Origin of the sequence: Bacillus cereus group sp. N6 (assembly GCF_016483705.1) — a bacterium.
Classification (GTDB): Bacteria; Bacillota; Bacilli; order Bacillales; family Bacillaceae_G; genus Bacillus_A; species Bacillus_A wiedmannii.
This window is the reverse complement of record NZ_JAEHBI010000001.1, coordinates 91,454-109,962: the sequence shown is the minus strand read 5'-3', so window position 1 is coordinate 109,962 and position 18,509 is coordinate 91,454. Positions and strand designations below refer to the sequence as shown.

Here is an 18,509-nt window from a genome sequence, read left to right as displayed (position 1 = left end):
ATTTGTAAAAATATTTTGAATTTATCATAAATAGGTGTATTATTTTTTTATCACTGTCAAAATTTTTATACATAATAGGAGGACAATATGGCATTCTCATTTCCCACAATACAAGAATTTCTAAAAACTTTATTAATTGATCACACAAACAATTTGCAACATATTGAGCAAGTTAACGAAAAGTTTTATTACAGCCCTTCTACTACAGAAAAATACAACTGTGCAGTTATAGATGAAGATGATTCATTCAACACTTTAATTGACGCGTTTTCTCATGAAATGACCGTTATCGTAATAAACGAAAATAAAGAGCCTATATGCTGTATAACGGCTCAGCAAATCATTCCGTTTCTTGTTAAGTCTTACAATGAACTACAATCTTTCTATAACACCGTAATACAAACAACTGATTCTTCTGTTACAGTCATCGATGATAAAGAATGTGTTCGTACTTGGACAGATGGCGCCGAAAAGATTTTTTCAGTCAATCATAATGAAATTATTGGACAACCTATCACTCGCTTTTTTGACTATAAAGATTTGGAAATTTTACAATCATTACATGACGGAAAAAGCATAATTGCTCAGTTCCATCAGCCTCGTCCAGATTTATTTGTATTAATTAACTCAAACCCAGTGTATTGTAACGATGAAATTATTGGAGCAGTCGTTTCAGAAACTGATGTTACGAATCAAGTTGCTTTAAATGAAAAACTATTTAATATGTCACATGAAATGCACCGATTAGAACAAGAGGTCGCAAAATATAAAGATGAATTAGACCCTTTCCTTGCGATGAATGGAAAGAGCCCTGTTATACAAAGAACAATACAATTAGCTAGAAAGGTGTGTTCGGTGAAATCAACAGTTTTAATACTCGGAGAAAGTGGTGTTGGAAAAGAAGTATTCGCGAAAGCAATCCATGAAGCAAGTGAAGCAGCTAAAGCACCTTTCATTTCAATTAACTGCGGCGCCATTCCAGAAGCGTTATTTGAAAGTGAATTATTCGGGTATGAGCGCGGGGCGTTTTCTGGTGCAAATAGTAAAGGGAAAAAGGGTAAAATAGAGCTCGCGCAAGGCGGTACATTATTCCTAGATGAAATAGGAGAAATGCCGCTCGATATGCAAGTAAAGCTTTTACGTGTACTACAAGAACGAAAATATTACCGAGTTGGTGGAGAAAAAGAGATTCATATTAATTTCCGCATTATCGCTGCTACAAATCGTGATTTACAAGAGGAAATGAGAAAAGGCACGTTCCGAGAAGATTTATACTATCGCCTAAATGTAGTTAGCTTGCATATTCCACCGCTGCGCGAAAGACGCGAGGATATTATTGAATTAACTTATTCTTTCTTAAATGATTTTTCAATCAACTATAACAGACCAATTCGTGACTTACCTTCCAGCATTATGCATGAACTGCTTCATTACAATTGGCCAGGTAATATTCGTGAGCTTCGTAACGTTGTTGAAAGACTTGTCGTATTTGCGACTGACGGGATTATAAAACAAGAATATTTACCATTTCATACAACTGAAACGTTAGACAATCATACGGCTCATTCCCTATTACTCAGCAACAATCATACAATCCTTTCTTTACAAGAAGAAATGGATGAACATGAGAAAAAAGTCATCGAGAGGGCTTTACGCATTTTAAATGGGAATAAATTAGAATGCGCGAAACAGCTCGGTGTTACGAGGGCCACTTTATATAACCGCCTAAAAAAACTTGGGTTACAATAAACCTTCCTCCTCTATTTTGGCATAGTTTTTGCATAATAATTTGTGCAAACCGAACTAGAGGAGGAATACATATGACGAATAAAGATCACTTAATTGTTTGTCGATGTGAAGAAGTTACATACGGACAACTTCAATCGACAATTGCTGAATATAATTGCTCGGCGAGAGAATTAAAACTAAGAACACGTGCTGGCATGGGATTTTGCGGTGGCCGCACATGTAGAATGATGATAGATCGAATGATTGAAAGTGCAAATCCTGAAGTAACTACTAATGAAATTCCATTAAAATATCAACCACCAGTGCGCGCAGTTACCTTTAGAGCGGTAGGTGAAAATAAATGAATAGAATTACCCATCATCCTGTTTTAGGGAGTTTAAATAGTAGTAATCGCATCACTTTCCAATTTAACGGGCAACAATATGAAGCATATGAACATGAAACGATTGCGGCCGCTTTACTTGCAAACGGAATAAGAACTTTAAGAGTGCATGAAGATAGCGGGACGCCGCGAGGTATTTACTGTAATATCGGGCATTGTTCTGAATGCCGCGTGACAGTAAACAATCAAACGAATGTACGAGCATGCTTAACTGTTGTTGAAAAAGATATGGTAGTTGATAGCGGTAAACATCATCCAAATATCGTGAGAGAGATGGTGAAAAAGCGATGAATGATGTCATTATTATCGGAGCTGGACCAGCAGGTTTGTCAGCCTCCATTTCTTGTGCTCGATTTGGACTAAATGTACTTGTTATTGATGAATTTATGAAGCCTGGCGGAAGGGTGCTCGGACAATTACATCAAGAACCTACTGGAGAATGGTGGAACGGAATAGAAGAATCAAGACGCCTTCACGAAGAAGCAAAATCACTTTCAGTTGATATTCGATGCGGCATTTCCGTATATAATTTAGATAAAGATGAAAGTTCTTGGTTCGTACATACGAATATCGGTACGTTAGAAGCGCCGTTCGTTTTACTTGCTACTGGCGCTGCTGAGTACTCCATCCCCCTTCCTGGTTGGACACTTCCAGGAGTCATGTCGATTGGTGCAGCCCAAGTAATGACAAATGTACATCGCGTTCAAGTTGGGCGAAAAGGAGTAATTATTGGCGCTAACATTTTGTCATTCGCTATTTTGAATGAATTACAACTAGCGGGAATTAAAGTGGAACATATTGTACTTCCTGAAAAAAATGAATTAAGTCAAAAGGCTGGTGAACCAGAAGAAGTATTAAACTCTCTCTTACATGCTGCCCACCTTGCCCCATCACCTTTATTACGTATAGGTAGTCGATTGATGAAATATAATTGGGCGAAACAAGTTGGATTAAACTTCTATCCTAATAAAGGTATGAAAATAAACGGAACACCACTTCACCTTCGAAAAGTAGCTCTTGAAATTATCGGTACAGATCAAGTTGAAGGTGTACGCGTTGCTAATATTGATACGAAAGGAAACATCATAACTGGATCGGAACAAATATATGAGGCAGACTTCGTTTGTATTGCCGGTGGCTTATACCCTCTTGCTGAGCTTGCTGCTGTAGCTGGCTGTCCTTTCCGTTACATTCCGGAATTAGGCGGCCATGTTCCACTGCATTCCGAAACGATGGAAACCCCTCTTCCCGGTTTATTTGTAGCCGGCAATATAACTGGCATTGAAAGCGGGAAAATTGCAATGGCACAAGGAACTGTTGCTGGATATTCAATCGTAAAACAGGCAAATAATAAATCCCATTCGGTTGAACAACACTTGCAACAGGCGATCCAACATGTACATACCGTACGACAACAAGCTGCCATTCAATTTAATCCGATGATTGATCTCGGTAGACGGAAAATGAATGAAATTTGGCGTGATTATTCCCTGGCATATACACATACTAAAAAGAGCTGCTGAGATTACTCTCAACAGCTCTTTTTTCTACTCATCTGAGTTATTAAACTTTGCTAATGCGTAAATGCCTTCTTCATCATCTAATTCAAGTTGTAATCTTGCTGCAAATGAATTGACATTATATTCTCTGTCAAGTAATAAGCGTAATGCTTCAATTAAGTTCGCTTGAATTAAAATTTGCTGGCGACCATTTACCTCTACTTCAGCAGAGAAACCGTAGTCATCATCATACATTAGTTCAACTAAAACTTCTTCTGGACCAACTTGTCTTTTTTCAGCGATATATACACAAAGCGCATTGATAAGTTCTTGTTCAGAAATTTTTATTGTTTCCATGCTACTTCATCTTCCTTTTTCTTACGTTGATCTTTGAAGTATTTAAATGCACGAACTGCTAACATTACGATACCAGCCATTACTAACATATTTACCATAAACGCTAATACAGAACCAAGAGCTCCCATATTTGCAAATAGGCTACCCATTAGTAAACCACCAAGACCACCTAGTAATAAACCTTTCATAAAGCTTCCTTTATTACTCTTTGGTGCTGTGTTTGTTGCCTTTGTTTTTGAATCTGTTGTTGTTTTTTGTGAGTTTACGTTATTATCTTTTTTGTTCAAATCAACTTTTGACTTTTGACCAGAACTTGGTGTGTATGATTTTTTACCAGATTTGTAACCCTTCGCTGCTGCGTGATCTACAAACATGAAGCTACTAGCTCCAAAGATAACCATGAATGCTGTCATGACTGCTACAAGTTTTTTCAACATATTATATCCATTCTCCTTTTATATAGATATATGTGAAATCTACCTTTCTAGTAAATTCAGAATGATAGATTTGTTTTTAAAAACATTTTAAAGGTTCTTATGAACTTATTATATGAACTTTTGTCGAAATATGCAAGTATTATTTACTTCCGACAGTTTGGTGACAAAGGAAAAATTAAGCAAAACAGAATTGACTTTAAATGAAACAAAACATATTATAGGTTCATAAGAACTTTTTATTATTTTTGGAGGTGAAAAGATGGAAACATTTCATCTCACACGAAACGAAATGGCTACCCTTCTTCTATCATTAAGAGGATGGAATACGAAAAAGCCTCTCGGTATTTTACAAGAAGCTTGGGCGAAGTCACATAAAAAAGATATTGAAAGCGGACAAAGCGTAACTGCTTTTATTACTACCGCACTTTCACCTATTTTTGAAAAACTGATTAAAATTGATGATACAGACGTCGGTTTTTCATTAAATGAAATAGTTGCGCTTGGAAATCAGATTGAAAATACAAGTTTCTCAGTAACAGCCATGCAAAACTGGGTGAAACGAGATATAAAAGAAATGATTGGCTCTCCTCAAAAAGGAAAAAAATATTCAATTGAACAAGCAGCCTTACTATTCATTGTTGAAGATTTAAAAACAGCACTTGATTTTGAATCCATTCGTAAGCTATTACGCCTTATTGTAAATGACCCAGCCGATCGAAGTGATGACTTAATCAATCCTGTTCATTTATATGGGGCATACTCTTCTCTATTTGAAGAACTCAATCAAGGGAACTGCTTACAACTAAATGCAACAGATACAATCCATACAATTGAAAATATCGTGAAAGAAAGAGCTGATAAAATTGCAAGCAAGTTCGATCAGGTTAACAACGAACAACGTGAAGCAATTCGTAATGCGATTATTATTGCCACATTATCTGTGCATACCGCTTATGTACAAATGTTAGCAAAACGTTACGTAACAGCAACTTTATTTTTACAAAATTTAGAAGTGAAACCGTAAAAAATAGGAGCAGAAATGCTTCTATTTTTTTATGAGAAATTTTTAATAATCTTTTCATTTTCTCTTCATGAAAACTAAGCTCATATCCTGTACTATACTACTTATGAGAGACATAAAAGAATTGAAATAGCAATCCCCTATACAAATAAGGTATAATCTACACATAGTGAATCTTTTATGTTATTAAGTATAAGGTTCACCTATTCAAAAATACATAAACTAGAAGGTGCAACAATGGTAAGTAGTTTTATTCATTCAGTATTAACGTTTTTTGAAGGATTAGGTTATTGGGGCATTATGCTTGGTCTAATGATTGAGATTATTCCAAGTGAAATCGTCCTTGCTTATGCGGGATTCTTAGTATTCAATGGTAGTATCTCATTTGTAGGCGCCGTTGTATTCGGTACAATTGGCGGCGTTATTGCTCAAATCTTTATTTATTGGCTTGGACGATACGGTGGACGACCTATATTAGAACGATACGGAAAATATATTTTCATTCATAAAAAACATATAGATGCAGCTGAAGATTGGTTTAACCGTTACGGGACTGGTGTAATTTTCACTGCACGCTTTATTCCAGTAGTACGTCATGCGATTTCAATTCCTGCTGGTATTACAAAAATGCCATTATTACGTTTCACTACATTAACAGCACTTGCAATCATCCCTTGGTCTATCATTTTCATTTATTTAGGTGAAAAACTAGGTCAAAATTGGGAGAATATAAACGATATTGCGGGACCGTATGTGAAGTCTTTCGCAATTGGCGGCGTCATACTTATCCTACTATACTTCATCCTTAAAAAATGGACAAAAAAACGTAAAAATCTTGCTTAAGATAATATAAAAACCGCTATACATTCATTACGAATGTTAGCGGTTTTTATATTAGACTTGATTATGTATTAAAAATTGGATTATTTCTTCCTTATGCTTTAAGTCATGCTGAATGAGTGATGAAAAATAATGATTCAGCATGACTTTTTTAGTACCAATTTGAAAGTCATTATAAAAATTATCGGCAGGAATTCGCTCAATTTCGTCTACTAATTGTTTACGAGTATAGCTAAACTGATTGATAAGCTCTTCTCTTGAAATACCTGATCTTGCATATATAATTGCACTCTTATTCATTTCCTCTACATCTGTTGGAAAATGAGGCACTGATTGAGTACTAAGAAAATAAGGAATTCGATACTTCATTACAAAATCATCCCAAATAATAAAATGTGAAATCACATCTGCAATCCCCCACGAACCATTTTTAAATGATTGAAACCATATATCATCAGGTACTTCCTTCAATGTTTGACACCATTCTATTATATTTAACTTTTCTTCTAAAATATTTTCTTTCTTCATTATGCATTCCTTTCTCGCACTTGTAATTCATTCATATTAATATCTTCTAGAAATTGTATAAAAAGCCTCCATAATTATGTGGATAAGCAACAATTCATTCGTCCATTTCGTATATTAACTCTAAAAGGAGTGATTTCCCTATGCATTGGCAACAAAAAATACAATACTTAATCGGACGCCCTATCGGTATTTCCTTCATAAATGGGCAGGGAACTTCTGGTGTATTATGTTCAGCACATGATGGTCAATTATATGTGTATGAATACCTTTATCAAGCGCAGTTCGCAATGAAGCATTATGATTTTAGACAAATTCAAGATATACATGCCTTTCCGAATTGCCCACATCAAAATACTCTATACTAAAAAAGGAACAGCTTATAGCCGTTCCTTCTTCTCCACTCTTATTTTTCAGTATAAAAGTTTTGTACTGCTTCATCAAAGTAAATCCAGCCTTTCCAACCTAAATGAATTGTATCTTTTAAGAAATACTTATCATATTCATGGCCAGAAAAATCAACTACTGGGTATCCTGCTTTCTCAACTTGTTCCCGAACTTTTTTATAATACACTTCACGGCGTTCTTTAGGGAAACCAGCGTAATCATACCACGGTCCGTTTACAGGTACAGAAATGAATAGTGGCTTAACATTTTTCTCTTTAAATATATTTAAAACAATTTGTAAGTCATCATATTCTGGTGATTCTTCATATGATTCATTTGCTCTAAAGTTTTTTAAACCTTTTAATTTTTTCTTTAAATTATGTTTATAGTAATACGGATTTTCAATTCCGAATGTGTTTGTAGTAGATTCCGTTTTTCCTTCTTCCTCCGCATGTTTACGTGCATCTACCCAAGAAATTGAACGTAGTCCCATATTTGTTTTTTCTTTCATCGGTTCAATCTTAAATAAGGAGTTAAATACATCTCTATGATCTAAAATATTTCGATGCATATAAGCAAGTGGTTTAACTAAACCTGCTTTTATGTTATGTTTCGTATCATTATATACAATACCTTCTAATGAATTTTTTAATATATCATCTTTTTGAACAACTTTATAGTCTAATAATCGTTTCGCAATTTGCTTCTTCATTTCAACATTTATTGTATCATTAAAAATAAAATGATAGGCTTGTTGTTTGGAGAAATTGTTTGGAGAAATTGTTAGTAAAATCCCCTTGTGATACACCCGTTTTAGTAAACCATTGTGGTGATAGAACAAAGACTACTTTTTTACCTTCTAACTCATCCATTGTAGACGTCATATTTAATATATGAGCTAAACTTTGTGTACCGCCAATCCCCATTAAATATGGTGTAAAACCTGCAGGATTTACTTTAAAGTAATTAGACGGATGATATGCATCCATTCGTAAAAATTCAGATGAACCATACATCGGTAAATACTGCGAATTCTCTAACATTTTTTGCTGTAAGAAAACACTTTGTAGTTTTTCTTTTTGTAAGGAAGTTGCCGCATCTTCTACCTTCTTATCACTAATAAGTGATACTAAACTTTTCGATGGGATTAATATGATAATGAAAAAAAGCACACACGCTAAAATTATGGGACCAAAAGCATGCTTCATTTTCATCGTCTCTTCCTCTTTCTATCGCTATTAAATTGTAACCCTTGTTTTTGACACGCCATCATTTCTCTCCTTTTTCTCTATACATGTTCCATTCTATTTATCTATTCTATACATGTATGTATTTCTTTCCTTGTTCTATTAAGTTCTATACAAATATCGCAAGAAAATGTTTCCATAGAAACACGTTAATTATACAAGATTCTACATAAATTTCACACTGGAATTTTACTAATAATTTTATTTTTAAGACATGAAAAAATATATAAAATGTCTATAATTCATCAGGAGCTATATTAAATTCAAAATAAGATAAGATACGTCCACTATAATCAATATCATGAGTATATGTAAAACCTAACTTTCGTAAAAGATTTTTCGAATTGTCATTTGCTATTTTCACCCTAGCAATTATTCTTTTTACACCCATCGTCTCTTTTACATATTGAATAGAAGCCCCTGCTGCTTCTGATGCATATCCATTTCCCCAATAGTCTGGATCAAGTAGATACATAATCTCTATTTCATCAGTTTCATCCACTTTTCTTAAACCACAATGTCCTAAAAGCTTTCCTGTTTCACTATTAAATAACAACCATACACCAAAATTATACTGTTCCCAATGTAATATAAGATTCCTGATATAATCATTTGCTTCTTCTTTTGACATTCCTCTTGATTTAGCAAGCCATTTGCCAACAGCTTCTTTCTTTAATATGTTATAAAATTGATCAACATATTCTATACTTGGTTTCCTCATGAACAATCTTTTTGTACATATTACTTCCTTTTCTTCAAACATAAACATCATTCCCATCCAAACATTTTATACAGACCAGTAAATTATACCACGGACTATTTCTCTAACTTTAAATAAGAAAAACAGACTATCACACATGTGAAGTCTGTTTCTCCATACTTTTATTTTTGTACATCTGCCCATTTTAAACTTGTAGCTGGACCGAATTGATGTACATATAAATCTTTCACATGCGGCTTTTGTAAGTATGATAATCCGCGCTGGAATACCGGTGCAATTACTGCATCATCCAGTAACATTTTCTCAGCATCTTGCATTGCTTTCCAACGAGCTTTTTCATCATTACCTAATTCTGTTTTAATCTTCTTAATTAACGCATCATATTCTGGGTTTGCATATTCTGTATTGTTCACACTGCTTCCAGAAAGGAATACTTCTAAGTAAGTCATTGGATCTGGATAATCAGGTAACCAGCGTGATAATGACATTTCATATTCTTTCTTCTTCTCTAACGCTAGTTTTTGCGTGTGTGGTTGTAATTTTACATTTACCTTTAAGCCTGGTAAGTTTTTCTCTAGCTCTTCTTTAATGTATTCTCCTACTTTTTTGAAGTTTTCTAAGTCATAGTTTAATAATTCAAGCGTCACTTCATTTGTACCGGTCTCTTGCTTCGCCTTTTCCCAATATTCTTTCGCCTGTTTTACATCAGTTTTATTAAACTCACCTGCTGTACTTCGAAAATCTTTTTTATCTGGACCTTTTAAAAATCCTTTTGGTACATAATAGTTAGCAGCAACCGAACCATCATTTAAAAATGAAGTCGCAAGTCCTTTCTTATCAAACACTGTACTTAGCGCAAGCCTTGCGTTTTTATTTTTAAGAATCGGTACATTTTCATTGAATCGGAAGAAGTACATAACCGGATCTGTATATTGTTTTAGCTCTTTATTACTTTTATATTTATCGACGAATTCTGTAGAAATGACAGCTCTATCAACTTTATCTGTTTCATATAAATTTACCGCAGTTGAAATTTCTTTAACAATTTGATAGTTTACTTCATCTAGCTTCACTTCTTTCTTATCCCAATACTTATCGTTTTTTTTCAGTGTAAAACTAGCTTCATGCTTCCACTCTGATAATGTAAATGGCCCGTTATACACCGCTTTATTTGCTTCTAATCCGTACTTATCGCCCTGCTCTTTCGCATATTTTTCGTTAATTGAATAGAAGGACGGTAAAATAAGTAATTTCGTAAAATACGGCACTGGATGTTCTAGTTCTACAACGAATGTTTTATCATCCGTCGCTTTTACTCCTAATTCATCTAAACCTAATTGTTTCTTATTTATTTTCTCCGCATTTTTCACATCGTAAGCAATGTATGCATATTGAGAAGCAGTATCCGGATTAATCAGCTGCTTCCAAGCGTATACGTAATCTTGTGCTGTTACTGGATCTCCGTTAGACCATTTCGCTTCACGCAAGTGGAATGTATATGTTTTTCCATCTTTACTTACTTCATATTTTTGTGCTCCAGCCTCAATCACTTCATCATTTTTCGATAAACGGAATAATCCTTCCATTACGTTATTTAAAACGTTAAACGATACCGCATCTGTTACTTTCCCTGAATTTAATGACGGAATTTCACCCGTTTCTAGTAACTGTAATACTTTCTTCTCATCTTTGGGCTTTGTCGTTGTTTTTTCTTTTGCGCATCCTACTAAAAATGAAGAAACTAATAGTGTACTAACTAATGAGTAACGAACAACTTTTTTCATTTGAAAACCCCCTCTATTTTTTAAGGTAAGTAACGACGAGCACCAGCGTATTCTTCTATATATCCTGGTGTATTTAGCGGTATAATCTCTACTGACCTTTCAGCTCTCGGTGAGTGAATCATATTTCCATCACCAATATACATAGCAACATGATGAACACTACCTTTTCCTTGATCATGTGCAAAGAAGATTAAATCTCCTTTTTGTAAATTTTCTTTATCAACTGCAACTCCATTTCTCGATTGCGGACCTGAATCCCGCGGAATTGTAATACCGTGTGATTTATAAATCGTATGTGTAAATCCAGAGCAATCAAATCCAAAGCCACTTGTACCTGCCCATATATACGGTAATCCTAAAAACATTTTTCCAGTGTTTATTAAATCATCAGCTGTCGGAGTTGGAATATCATTTTGCGAACGGTAAACTGTCCCATCATTTTTTCGTAGCCAAGCTTTCTGTCCGTTTGGTAACAACACGCGGTACGAAATCGTATCTTCACTAAGTAGTGGCAGTCGCGTATTATAGCTCACTTCAAGTGATTTATGTTGTTCAGAAGGATTTATATATAAAATGGCTGTCGGTTTTGTTACTAATACGAAAGGTTCATTTGTTTTATCAGCAAATTCTTGATTATATGTTAACTGTTTTTCGGGCATCCACCCTGGGTAGCCCTCTTCATTTCGAGGTGTTGGCTGACCATGGACTAACACTTTAACCCAGTCCCCTTTTTTATCAACAACCGTTACTTCTTGACCTAATAACGCTTGCGTTTCTAATTTATTTGCATTTGTTAACCAAAGTTTCTCATCAAGCGTCATTGATTTCGTCCACTTCCACAAATCAACTGGGTTTGTAGCGCTCGGTACATCAATTGGCCGTAATGAATCAGGCGCAGTCCAAAGTGTTGCGGCAGATACATCGATAAACGCTTTACTATCTTTCTTCTCTTCAGCATTTGCTGATGTAAACGATGAAAATATAAATAAAGTTGTTAAAAATGCAGTTCCTACTTTTTTCATAAATATCCCCCTTAAAAGATAGTTTACTAGTCTCTTCTCCTAAGATTTACTATTCACTGTCGTTTGAAGGTTTACCTTTGATCCAGAATAAGTCATTCCTTCCGGTTCTTCCATTAACCAAAGCGGTGCATCCAGATCGAAGTAATGAATATTAGGATGTGCAGCAGCTAAATGGGCTACAGCGCTAACAGAAAGTGAAGATTCCATCATACTTCCGACCATACATTTTACACCAGCTGTTTCGGCAATATCGGCAATACGCCACGCTTCACGTATGCCGCCACATTTCATTAATTTAATATTAATTAAGTCTGCATATCCTCCTTGAACAATTTTCAATGCATCACTCGCTGAAAATATGCTTTCATCTGCCATAATGGGCGTTTGTACATGATCTTTGACATACTTTAACCCATCCCAATCTTTCGCATGAACAGGTTGTTCAATAAATTCGATGTTTAAATTGCGATTTTCCATCTCTTTAATGATCGTAACCGCTTCTTTTGGATTCCACCCTTGATTTGCATCTAATCGTAACGTCGTAAATTTTGGTACACTATTTCGAATTGCTTCAATACGTTCTAAATCTAAATGAGCAGATTTTCCCACTTTAATTTTTAAAGTTTGAAATCCTTTTTCTACATGTTGCTTTGCCTCTTTCGCCATAATAAAAGGCTCATCTACACTCACCGTAATATCTGTATGAATTTCTTTCTTCCCGCCTAATAATGCGTAAAGTGGAACGTTTTGGTGTTGACAATACACATCATATAAAGCAATATCTACCGCGGCTTTCGCACTTGGGTTTCCAATACAACTCATTTGAATGTGCTGCAGTAACTGCTGAAATTGAATGATATCTTGACCAATTAAACAGGAACGCATCGGTCCTAAAATTGCTTCTTCAATCCCGTTAGCGAAATCACCCGTAATAACTGGTGTTGCGGCTGCAGCCCCCTTGCCAATAACTCCTTCGTCTGTATGAATATATACATCTATACTTTCTATTTCAGTTACGGTACGAAGCGCCGTTTTAAACGGTGTATGAAGATTTACACGTCTACGCTTTACTTTTACATCCGTAATTTTCATATTGTTCATCCTTTCATTGTCTGACAAAGTGGAACCTTAATCCACAAAATAAATTAGTTTTTTACGGACAATTAATCTCCTCTTTCGCTTACTTTTCATATAGGAGATTAATGTGAAATAAAAAAAATCCAGCCATAAGAAGATTCTTATGGCTGGATTTTGTCTAGGAATAGGTAGACAAAGCAGCAATTTGATTATATTTTTTCTGCGCATCTTTTAACGCTACAAGTAGTGCCTTTTGAGACGAACCGAAGTATCTATTTTTTATTTCTGTTACCAATAGTGGATCATTAATATTTTTATGTAGAAACAAATATTTAACGAATTGAGATGTTAATGCAATTGTCGCTGAGCAATCTGCATCTACAATTTCCCCTGTCTCCTTAACAAGTACAAACGCTACAAAATAACTTTTGAACTTTTCGGTAATAGGATTATTTTGAGGTGCTTTCGCATCCCCTACGATATAAATTGTATTTGAAGCGTACACAGCTATCTTCCTTTCTAATACGGGATAACGGTTTTCTTAATAGTCGTATGAGTGATAAACTCAACGTTGATTAAGAAATGTATCCGCTTACCTTGTATTATAATACAATTGACAGAATTTTAACAACATTTATTTCAGTGTATATTCCATAAGTATAAAAACAGCTCAAACTCTTCATTTTTACAATATGTGATTGTTACTTGTACCATGCCATTCATACATCAAAAAACAGCTAGCAATCGCTAACTGTTCTATTACACTACTTCGGCAACACAAATATAGTTTCATTTGACTTAGAAAATTGATATTCTTTTCTCGCAAACTTCAAAATTTCTTCCTCATCGTCTGTTAAATTTTCTATGTTAGTCTTTAAAGAATCCTGGTCTTTCTTTAAAGAGACCAATTGTTTTTTTTGATTCGTTATTGTATCTTTTTTTTCTACGATTATTTCTTGTTGTTTCGTTAAAATAAATTGAAGGTACAAAGTAGCCGCCGCAATAAATATAAACATGAATATAAATCGTCTTAGTTTTTTCTTATTAATTGCTCGCTTCTCATTAGGCTGTGATAGTTGCTCTTCTATATTAGGAACATTTATTCGCTTGAGTTTCCTCATTATGAAATCCCCCTAACACATATATTTTCACTACCCTCGGCATAATCCCTTACTAACTATAATTCTATTCTTATAAAATAAGCTCCTTCACAAAAATATCTTACAAATTAACCAATTAAAGATAGCATTCGACGACATTTCCATATTTACATTGCATTTTTTATGTATGCTGCCATAAAATAGTAGTTTCTGTTATTCTTTTTCTACTATTGTAGAAGAGTTTTTTTACATATGAAATTCCTCCTTGTAATAACATGCTTACAAGGAGGAAAAAGATAAAGTGAAACTTTAATCAGTGGGGATTTTCTTCATCCCCCACTGATTATTAGTTGAACCAATCGGGCTGCCCATTAATGCGGGATAAATTATCGTATATTCGATAAAACTGGAATTACTGTTTTAGAACTAAGATTTTGAGCATAGATCACCTGTTAAGAAACTTTACTAAATAAAATTTCATATTCCATGCTTTTTACTGTTTCCTCAGCAATCTCCACACCTAACAAATTTTTCACAATATGAAATGACATGTTAATACCAGCTGAAATACCTGCAGATGTAATAATGTGTCCTTCATCTACAAATTTCACATTCTCCATTACTTCTACATTCGGAAAATCTTTTTTGAAGGTTTGAATACTAGCCCAATGCGTTGTTGCTTTTAAGCCTTCCGGTAAACCGGCTTTCGCGAGTAATAGCGCACCCGTACAAACTGAAGTCATTAGCTTTACTTCTTTCATTTGCTGACGAACCCAATTTATTATAATATCATTTTGCACTTCATTTTCCCGAACACCTTTACCACCTGGAATGATTAAAATATCAACTGGTGGTAAATCTTCAATACTATAATCTGGCTTTACCTTTAATCCGTTTCTTGCTGTAATCATTTCTCCATTTTGGCTAACTGTATAGACAGTAAATGTTTTTTCTTCATCCGCTTCGGTTACAGAAAAAACTTCAAATGGCCCAGCAAAGTCTAACACTTCTACCTCGTTAAATAAAAATATGCCTACACTCCATTTATTTATCATACTTTCACTTCCTGTTTTAAATAATGTAAAAGGTGATCATGTCCTTTTTCTAATGCAATATGATATGCTGTTCTCCCATCTTTCAAAATATTTAAGTATCCCTTCTTCTTATATGTTCTATTGATTATGATATTTTCCTGTTAAAACTAAAGTTTACATAATAATATTATCTATCTAATTTCCATCTTTTATTTTAAATATTAAAATTTTCTGTTAAAATAACTATAATCATGTTTAATACGGAGGATAACATATGTTACAAGTAATGCCTTTAAATAGTGAAGACTATGATTTAATTACAGCTGCTGAAAAAGTAATCGAAAAAAACTATAAATATGGTCGTCATCATATCGGATCAGCTGTAAGAACTAAAACAGGTAATATTTATGCAGCAGTGCATGTTGAAGCGAATGTTGGAAGGATAACAGTGTGCGGTGAAGCTATGGCGATTGGAAAATCTGTTTCAGAAGGCGATCATGAATTTGATACCATTGTAGCAGTTGCTCACCCACACCCTCATGAAGACATAGAAAAATGTTGGGTTGTTGCTCCATGTGGTATGTGTCGAGAATTAATAAGTGATTACGGAAAAAATACGAACGTTATACTTTCTTATAATGGTGAACTTGTAAAATGTAACGTAATGGAGTTATTACCTGAAAAGTACACAAGTGAAGTAGAATAATCATTCCTGTTTTCCATTCATCAAATAATATTATTCCAATAAAAAACAATCCATTTTAAAAACGGATTGTTTTTTTATTTCTTTTTTATGCAGTTTATTTTATTTTTCTATTTTCGATAATTATAAAATTAGCATTAACAAAAATGAAATCCAAATATTTAAGTACGTATTTCGGTTCGTTTTTCATTTGAAAATTAAAACTCTATTTCTCCTTACATTCGAAAAATATCAATATAAATTCTCTAAAATAAGCAGCCTTATCATACTAATCTATAACAATTCTGTCTTCTTCCCTTACCTGTTTCCTTTAACACATATGATTTTAAAACAAGCGCTGTTAATGAATCTGTTAATGTTTTATATGATAAATTAGATAACGCTAATAGATCGTTCGTATATAACATTCTATGCTTCTCTAATAATAATAGTACTAATCGTTCCGACGGTTTTAATGCCTCATCACTTTCTAGTATAAAGTCTATATTTTTCATTTCTCTAATTGTTACTCCTTATATAAAAAAATACTTGCACAACTAATTTAATATAAAAATAATACACAACAAGATTTGAAGTATATTAAAATAACATCGTTTCAAAACACTATTATACTATAACATAGAAAAAGCATTTCCCGAAATAGGAAATGCTTTTTTATATTACTTATATAAACCTTCCAAACTTACATTTTATTTCGAATTCTTGTCCTTTTAATTTACTCCTAATCTCCTAGTCATCCCTATGTATTTGTAATCAATCGAGTTCTTCTAAAATAATATAAACAAATAAAAACGGTTAGTCATTCATTCTATACACTTGAATGACTAACCGTTTTCCAATTTCTTCTCAATTAACATGTTCTACCTTAAATATTTCTTGCAATATGCGGTTTACTGTAATGACTTGTTCCACCGCCGCCTACTACTACTTTACCGCCTTTTTCAAATATTAATAATTTACTTGAACCATCTCCAAGAAGGACAATTACTTCAGCATTATTACTTGTCGCTACATAAATTACATAACCACTTTTTGATATACATGTTTCCCAATTTGCATCAAATTCTGATCTTACTACCCGATTTGAATACACTTGATTTTCAATTCTTCCTTGTGCTTCGTTTTCCAAATTTATCCCCCTACTTCTCTAAAATATCATTTATAGAAAAATAACAGTTCTATTGAAAATAGTGACTGTCTTTAATATAAATAGTATATGTATTTAGTAGAAGAATGCTTGGACAATGAAAACGTAATAACATATAGGTACTATACAATTGAAACAAGACAATCGATACTATATCGACTGCCTTGTTATCATAGATAGTTCTTTATTTTTCGTTTCGCATAGCTTCAAAAGTAAACATTTGATTTGCATTTGACGGTTCATTTTCATAAACATAGTCAGCGGAGCAAGTAATGTTAGAGAAACCTATACTTTCTAACAGAAGTTTAAACTCTTCAATTCCATACCAGCGCAGCGCGAAGCGTTGTAGTTCCGTTTGTACTAATTGTCCTTTACTCCATTTTTCATATTTTAAATATGATAGAGTAACTTGGTTCAGCCAATCTATTTCAATTGATTTATTTTCTAATGTAATTCCATCTCCACTCGGCAAAGAAAAAGTCGATGTATGAATCTCTCCTGTTTTCCAGTCATGCGGAAGCATAATATCTACGATTATTCGCCCGCCTGGATTAAGATGTTCATAAAAACATTTTAATGCGTTTATAGAATCCGCACGATTTTCAATTAAACAAAAAGATCCAGTAGGAATGATAATTGCCTCATATTTATGTGGCAGTGAAAATTGTTGTAAGCTTCCTTCATATAAATTAGGATGTAATCCTCTCTCTTTACAGCGTATACGGCAAGAATCTAGCATTTCAGGTGAATAGTCTATCCCATCTACTTTAAATCCAGCTTCAAGAAGCGGAATGATGACACGCCCTGATCCTACTGCCGCTTCGAGAATTCTTCCACTACAGTTTTTCAAACGTTCTTGGTAATACTCAATATCACCATTTAAAGAATAACCGACAGGCTTAGTGAAATCATAAAGTTCCGTGCAAAGTGTACTATAAAAACTAAACATTTATTTTCTCCTCCGTTTTTTACGTACGGAAGATTTTCTTTCAATTAATCTTCCTGTACCTTTATTTTTAATAAAAATTCGAAAGAGCTGACTGTCATAATATATCACTCGCTTTCCATACAATATAATTATATTGTATAATATTCCATTCAAAATGAACATATGAAAATTCAGACTTATACTGAAAGGAGGATATGATGAATTCATTAATTGGATTTGTTTTTCTTCTTATTTCTTTTAATACTCTGATTTTCTTTATAGCAAAGAAGTATGAACAAATATGGAAAATAGCCAGTGGTATTTTCATTCTTTCTTCCCCCATTGTTTTCTTCTCCGCTTTGCACGAAATTGGTGAAAAAGTAGGAGATGGATTTGCTGGAGGTTTTGCGGGGCTTACCTTTAGTGTCCTACTGATCATAAATGCCATTTTTTTATTTATTGTAAACATTTTTGTATCTACCAATAAAAACTCACATTAAACTCCTATTTCAAAATGTAAAGAGCTTACTATGCAGTAAGCTCTTTATC

At 33.8% G+C, this 18,509-nt stretch carries 22 protein-coding genes and 2 pseudogenes; 9 read left to right on the top strand and 15 right to left on the bottom strand.

Annotated features, from left to right (window positions below; translation table 11 throughout):
• The first annotated feature begins 87 nt into the window (after positions 1 to 87).
• From JDS99_RS00610 to JDS99_RS00595, 4 genes are all read left to right on the top strand, one after another.
• Positions 88 to 1,749: a sigma-54 interaction domain-containing protein gene (locus tag JDS99_RS00610; protein WP_199694200.1), complete on the top strand. Its 1,662-nt coding sequence runs from the start codon at positions 88 to 90 to the stop codon at positions 1,747 to 1,749.
• Between the two features lie 71 nt (positions 1,750 to 1,820).
• Complete coding sequence (locus JDS99_RS00605) at positions 1,821 to 2,093, top strand: (2Fe-2S)-binding protein (RefSeq protein WP_097907903.1); 273 nt, start codon at positions 1,821 to 1,823, stop codon at positions 2,091 to 2,093.
• Entirely contained in the window at positions 2,090 to 2,422 is a 333-nt protein-coding gene (locus JDS99_RS00600; protein WP_199694199.1) for a (2Fe-2S)-binding protein, read from the top strand. Before JDS99_RS00605 ends, JDS99_RS00600 begins: the two co-directional genes overlap by 4 nt.
• Entirely contained in the window at positions 2,419 to 3,654 is a 1,236-nt protein-coding gene (locus tag JDS99_RS00595) for an NAD(P)/FAD-dependent oxidoreductase (RefSeq protein WP_199694198.1), read from the top strand. Before JDS99_RS00600 ends, JDS99_RS00595 begins: the two co-directional genes overlap by 4 nt.
• Before the next feature lie 24 nt (positions 3,655 to 3,678).
• Here JDS99_RS00595 and JDS99_RS00590 read toward each other — a convergent pair whose 3' ends face one another.
• Both JDS99_RS00590 and JDS99_RS00585 read right to left on the bottom strand, forming a co-directional pair.
• A complete protein-coding gene (locus tag JDS99_RS00590) occupies positions 3,679 to 3,987 on the bottom strand; it encodes a YxcD family protein (RefSeq protein WP_000447759.1) in 309 nt (102 codons plus the stop codon).
• Positions 3,975 to 4,424 carry a hypothetical protein gene (locus JDS99_RS00585; protein ID WP_000914471.1) on the bottom strand — a complete coding sequence of 150 codons (450 nt, stop codon included), beginning with the start codon at positions 4,422 to 4,424 and terminating at the stop codon, positions 3,975 to 3,977. Before JDS99_RS00585 ends, JDS99_RS00590 begins: the two co-directional genes overlap by 13 nt.
• Before the next feature lie 259 nt (positions 4,425 to 4,683).
• Here JDS99_RS00585 and JDS99_RS00580 point away from each other — a divergent pair, with 259 nt between their 5' ends.
• Positions 4,684 to 5,448, top strand: coding sequence for a DUF1836 domain-containing protein (locus tag JDS99_RS00580; RefSeq protein ID WP_000447225.1), 765 nt, complete (start codon positions 4,684 to 4,686; stop codon positions 5,446 to 5,448).
• Between the two features lie 234 nt (positions 5,449 to 5,682).
• Complete coding sequence (gene uptA / locus JDS99_RS00575; protein ID WP_061664652.1) at positions 5,683 to 6,288, top strand: undecaprenyl phosphate transporter UptA; 606 nt, start codon at positions 5,683 to 5,685, stop codon at positions 6,286 to 6,288.
• A gap of 51 nt (positions 6,289 to 6,339) precedes the next feature.
• Here uptA and JDS99_RS00570 read toward each other — a convergent pair whose 3' ends face one another.
• Complete coding sequence (locus tag JDS99_RS00570; RefSeq protein ID WP_199694197.1) at positions 6,340 to 6,813, bottom strand: DinB family protein; 474 nt, start codon at positions 6,811 to 6,813, stop codon at positions 6,340 to 6,342.
• 140 nt (positions 6,814 to 6,953) lie between these two features.
• Between JDS99_RS00570 and JDS99_RS00565 the strand changes: the two genes are divergently transcribed.
• Positions 6,954 to 7,178 carry a hypothetical protein gene (locus JDS99_RS00565; protein WP_000558704.1) on the top strand — a complete coding sequence of 75 codons (225 nt, stop codon included), beginning with the start codon at positions 6,954 to 6,956 and terminating at the stop codon, positions 7,176 to 7,178.
• 38 nt (positions 7,179 to 7,216) lie between these two features.
• Here JDS99_RS00565 and dltD read toward each other — a convergent pair.
• From dltD to JDS99_RS00520, 9 genes and pseudogenes are all read right to left on the bottom strand, one after another.
• Positions 7,217 to 8,411 (bottom strand): annotated as a pseudogene (dltD, locus tag JDS99_RS00560) (D-alanyl-lipoteichoic acid biosynthesis protein DltD).
• Positions 8,412 to 8,679: 268 nt separating this feature from the next.
• Complete coding sequence (locus tag JDS99_RS00555; RefSeq protein WP_199694196.1) at positions 8,680 to 9,207, bottom strand: GNAT family N-acetyltransferase; 528 nt, start codon at positions 9,205 to 9,207, stop codon at positions 8,680 to 8,682.
• A 119-nt stretch (positions 9,208 to 9,326) separates the two neighbouring features.
• Positions 9,327 to 10,949, bottom strand: a complete 1,623-nt coding sequence (locus JDS99_RS00550; RefSeq protein ID WP_199694195.1) for a peptide ABC transporter substrate-binding protein — start codon at positions 10,947 to 10,949, stop codon at positions 9,327 to 9,329.
• A gap of 20 nt (positions 10,950 to 10,969) precedes the next feature.
• Entirely contained in the window at positions 10,970 to 11,971 is a 1,002-nt protein-coding gene (locus tag JDS99_RS00545) for a C40 family peptidase (protein WP_199694193.1), read from the bottom strand.
• 39 nt (positions 11,972 to 12,010) lie between these two features.
• A complete protein-coding gene (locus tag JDS99_RS00540; protein ID WP_199694364.1) occupies positions 12,011 to 13,072 on the bottom strand; it encodes a dipeptide epimerase in 1,062 nt (353 codons plus the stop codon).
• A 154-nt stretch (positions 13,073 to 13,226) separates the two neighbouring features.
• Complete coding sequence (locus JDS99_RS00535) at positions 13,227 to 13,553, bottom strand: DUF3870 domain-containing protein (RefSeq protein ID WP_048547447.1); 327 nt, start codon at positions 13,551 to 13,553, stop codon at positions 13,227 to 13,229.
• 259 nt (positions 13,554 to 13,812) lie between these two features.
• Complete coding sequence (locus JDS99_RS00530) at positions 13,813 to 14,169, bottom strand: FtsB family cell division protein (protein ID WP_001228712.1); 357 nt, start codon at positions 14,167 to 14,169, stop codon at positions 13,813 to 13,815.
• 431 nt (positions 14,170 to 14,600) lie between these two features.
• Positions 14,601 to 15,203: a DJ-1/PfpI family protein gene (locus tag JDS99_RS00525; protein WP_199694191.1), complete on the bottom strand. Its 603-nt coding sequence runs from the start codon at positions 15,201 to 15,203 to the stop codon at positions 14,601 to 14,603.
• A pseudogene (locus JDS99_RS00520) lies at positions 15,200 to 15,286 on the bottom strand (ankyrin repeat domain-containing protein); the annotation flags it as partial. The pseudogene JDS99_RS00520 and the gene JDS99_RS00525, both read right to left, overlap by 4 nt.
• A 170-nt stretch (positions 15,287 to 15,456) precedes the next feature.
• On the opposite strand from JDS99_RS00520, the gene JDS99_RS00515 reads away from it, so the two are divergent.
• Entirely contained in the window at positions 15,457 to 15,888 is a 432-nt protein-coding gene (locus JDS99_RS00515) for a cytidine deaminase (RefSeq protein WP_199694190.1), read from the top strand.
• Between the two features lie 260 nt (positions 15,889 to 16,148).
• Here JDS99_RS00515 and JDS99_RS00510 read toward each other — a convergent pair whose 3' ends face one another.
• The 3 genes from JDS99_RS00510 to JDS99_RS00500 all read right to left on the bottom strand — a co-directional run bounded on the left by JDS99_RS00510 (position 16,149) and on the right by JDS99_RS00500 (position 17,981).
• Positions 16,149 to 16,379, bottom strand: coding sequence for a hypothetical protein (locus JDS99_RS00510; RefSeq protein WP_000789031.1), 231 nt, complete (start codon positions 16,377 to 16,379; stop codon positions 16,149 to 16,151).
• Positions 16,380 to 16,750: 371 nt separating this feature from the next.
• Positions 16,751 to 17,014, bottom strand: a complete 264-nt coding sequence (locus tag JDS99_RS00505) for a hypothetical protein (protein WP_098857890.1) — start codon at positions 17,012 to 17,014, stop codon at positions 16,751 to 16,753.
• A 202-nt stretch (positions 17,015 to 17,216) separates the two neighbouring features.
• Complete coding sequence (locus JDS99_RS00500; RefSeq protein ID WP_199694189.1) at positions 17,217 to 17,981, bottom strand: class I SAM-dependent methyltransferase; 765 nt, start codon at positions 17,979 to 17,981, stop codon at positions 17,217 to 17,219.
• A 197-nt stretch (positions 17,982 to 18,178) separates the two neighbouring features.
• Here JDS99_RS00500 and JDS99_RS00495 point away from each other — a divergent pair, with 197 nt between their 5' ends.
• On the top strand, positions 18,179 to 18,460 hold the full coding sequence (locus tag JDS99_RS00495) for a hypothetical protein (protein WP_199694188.1): 282 nt from the start codon (positions 18,179 to 18,181) through the stop codon (positions 18,458 to 18,460).
• The last annotated feature ends 49 nt before the right edge of the window (positions 18,461 to 18,509 follow it).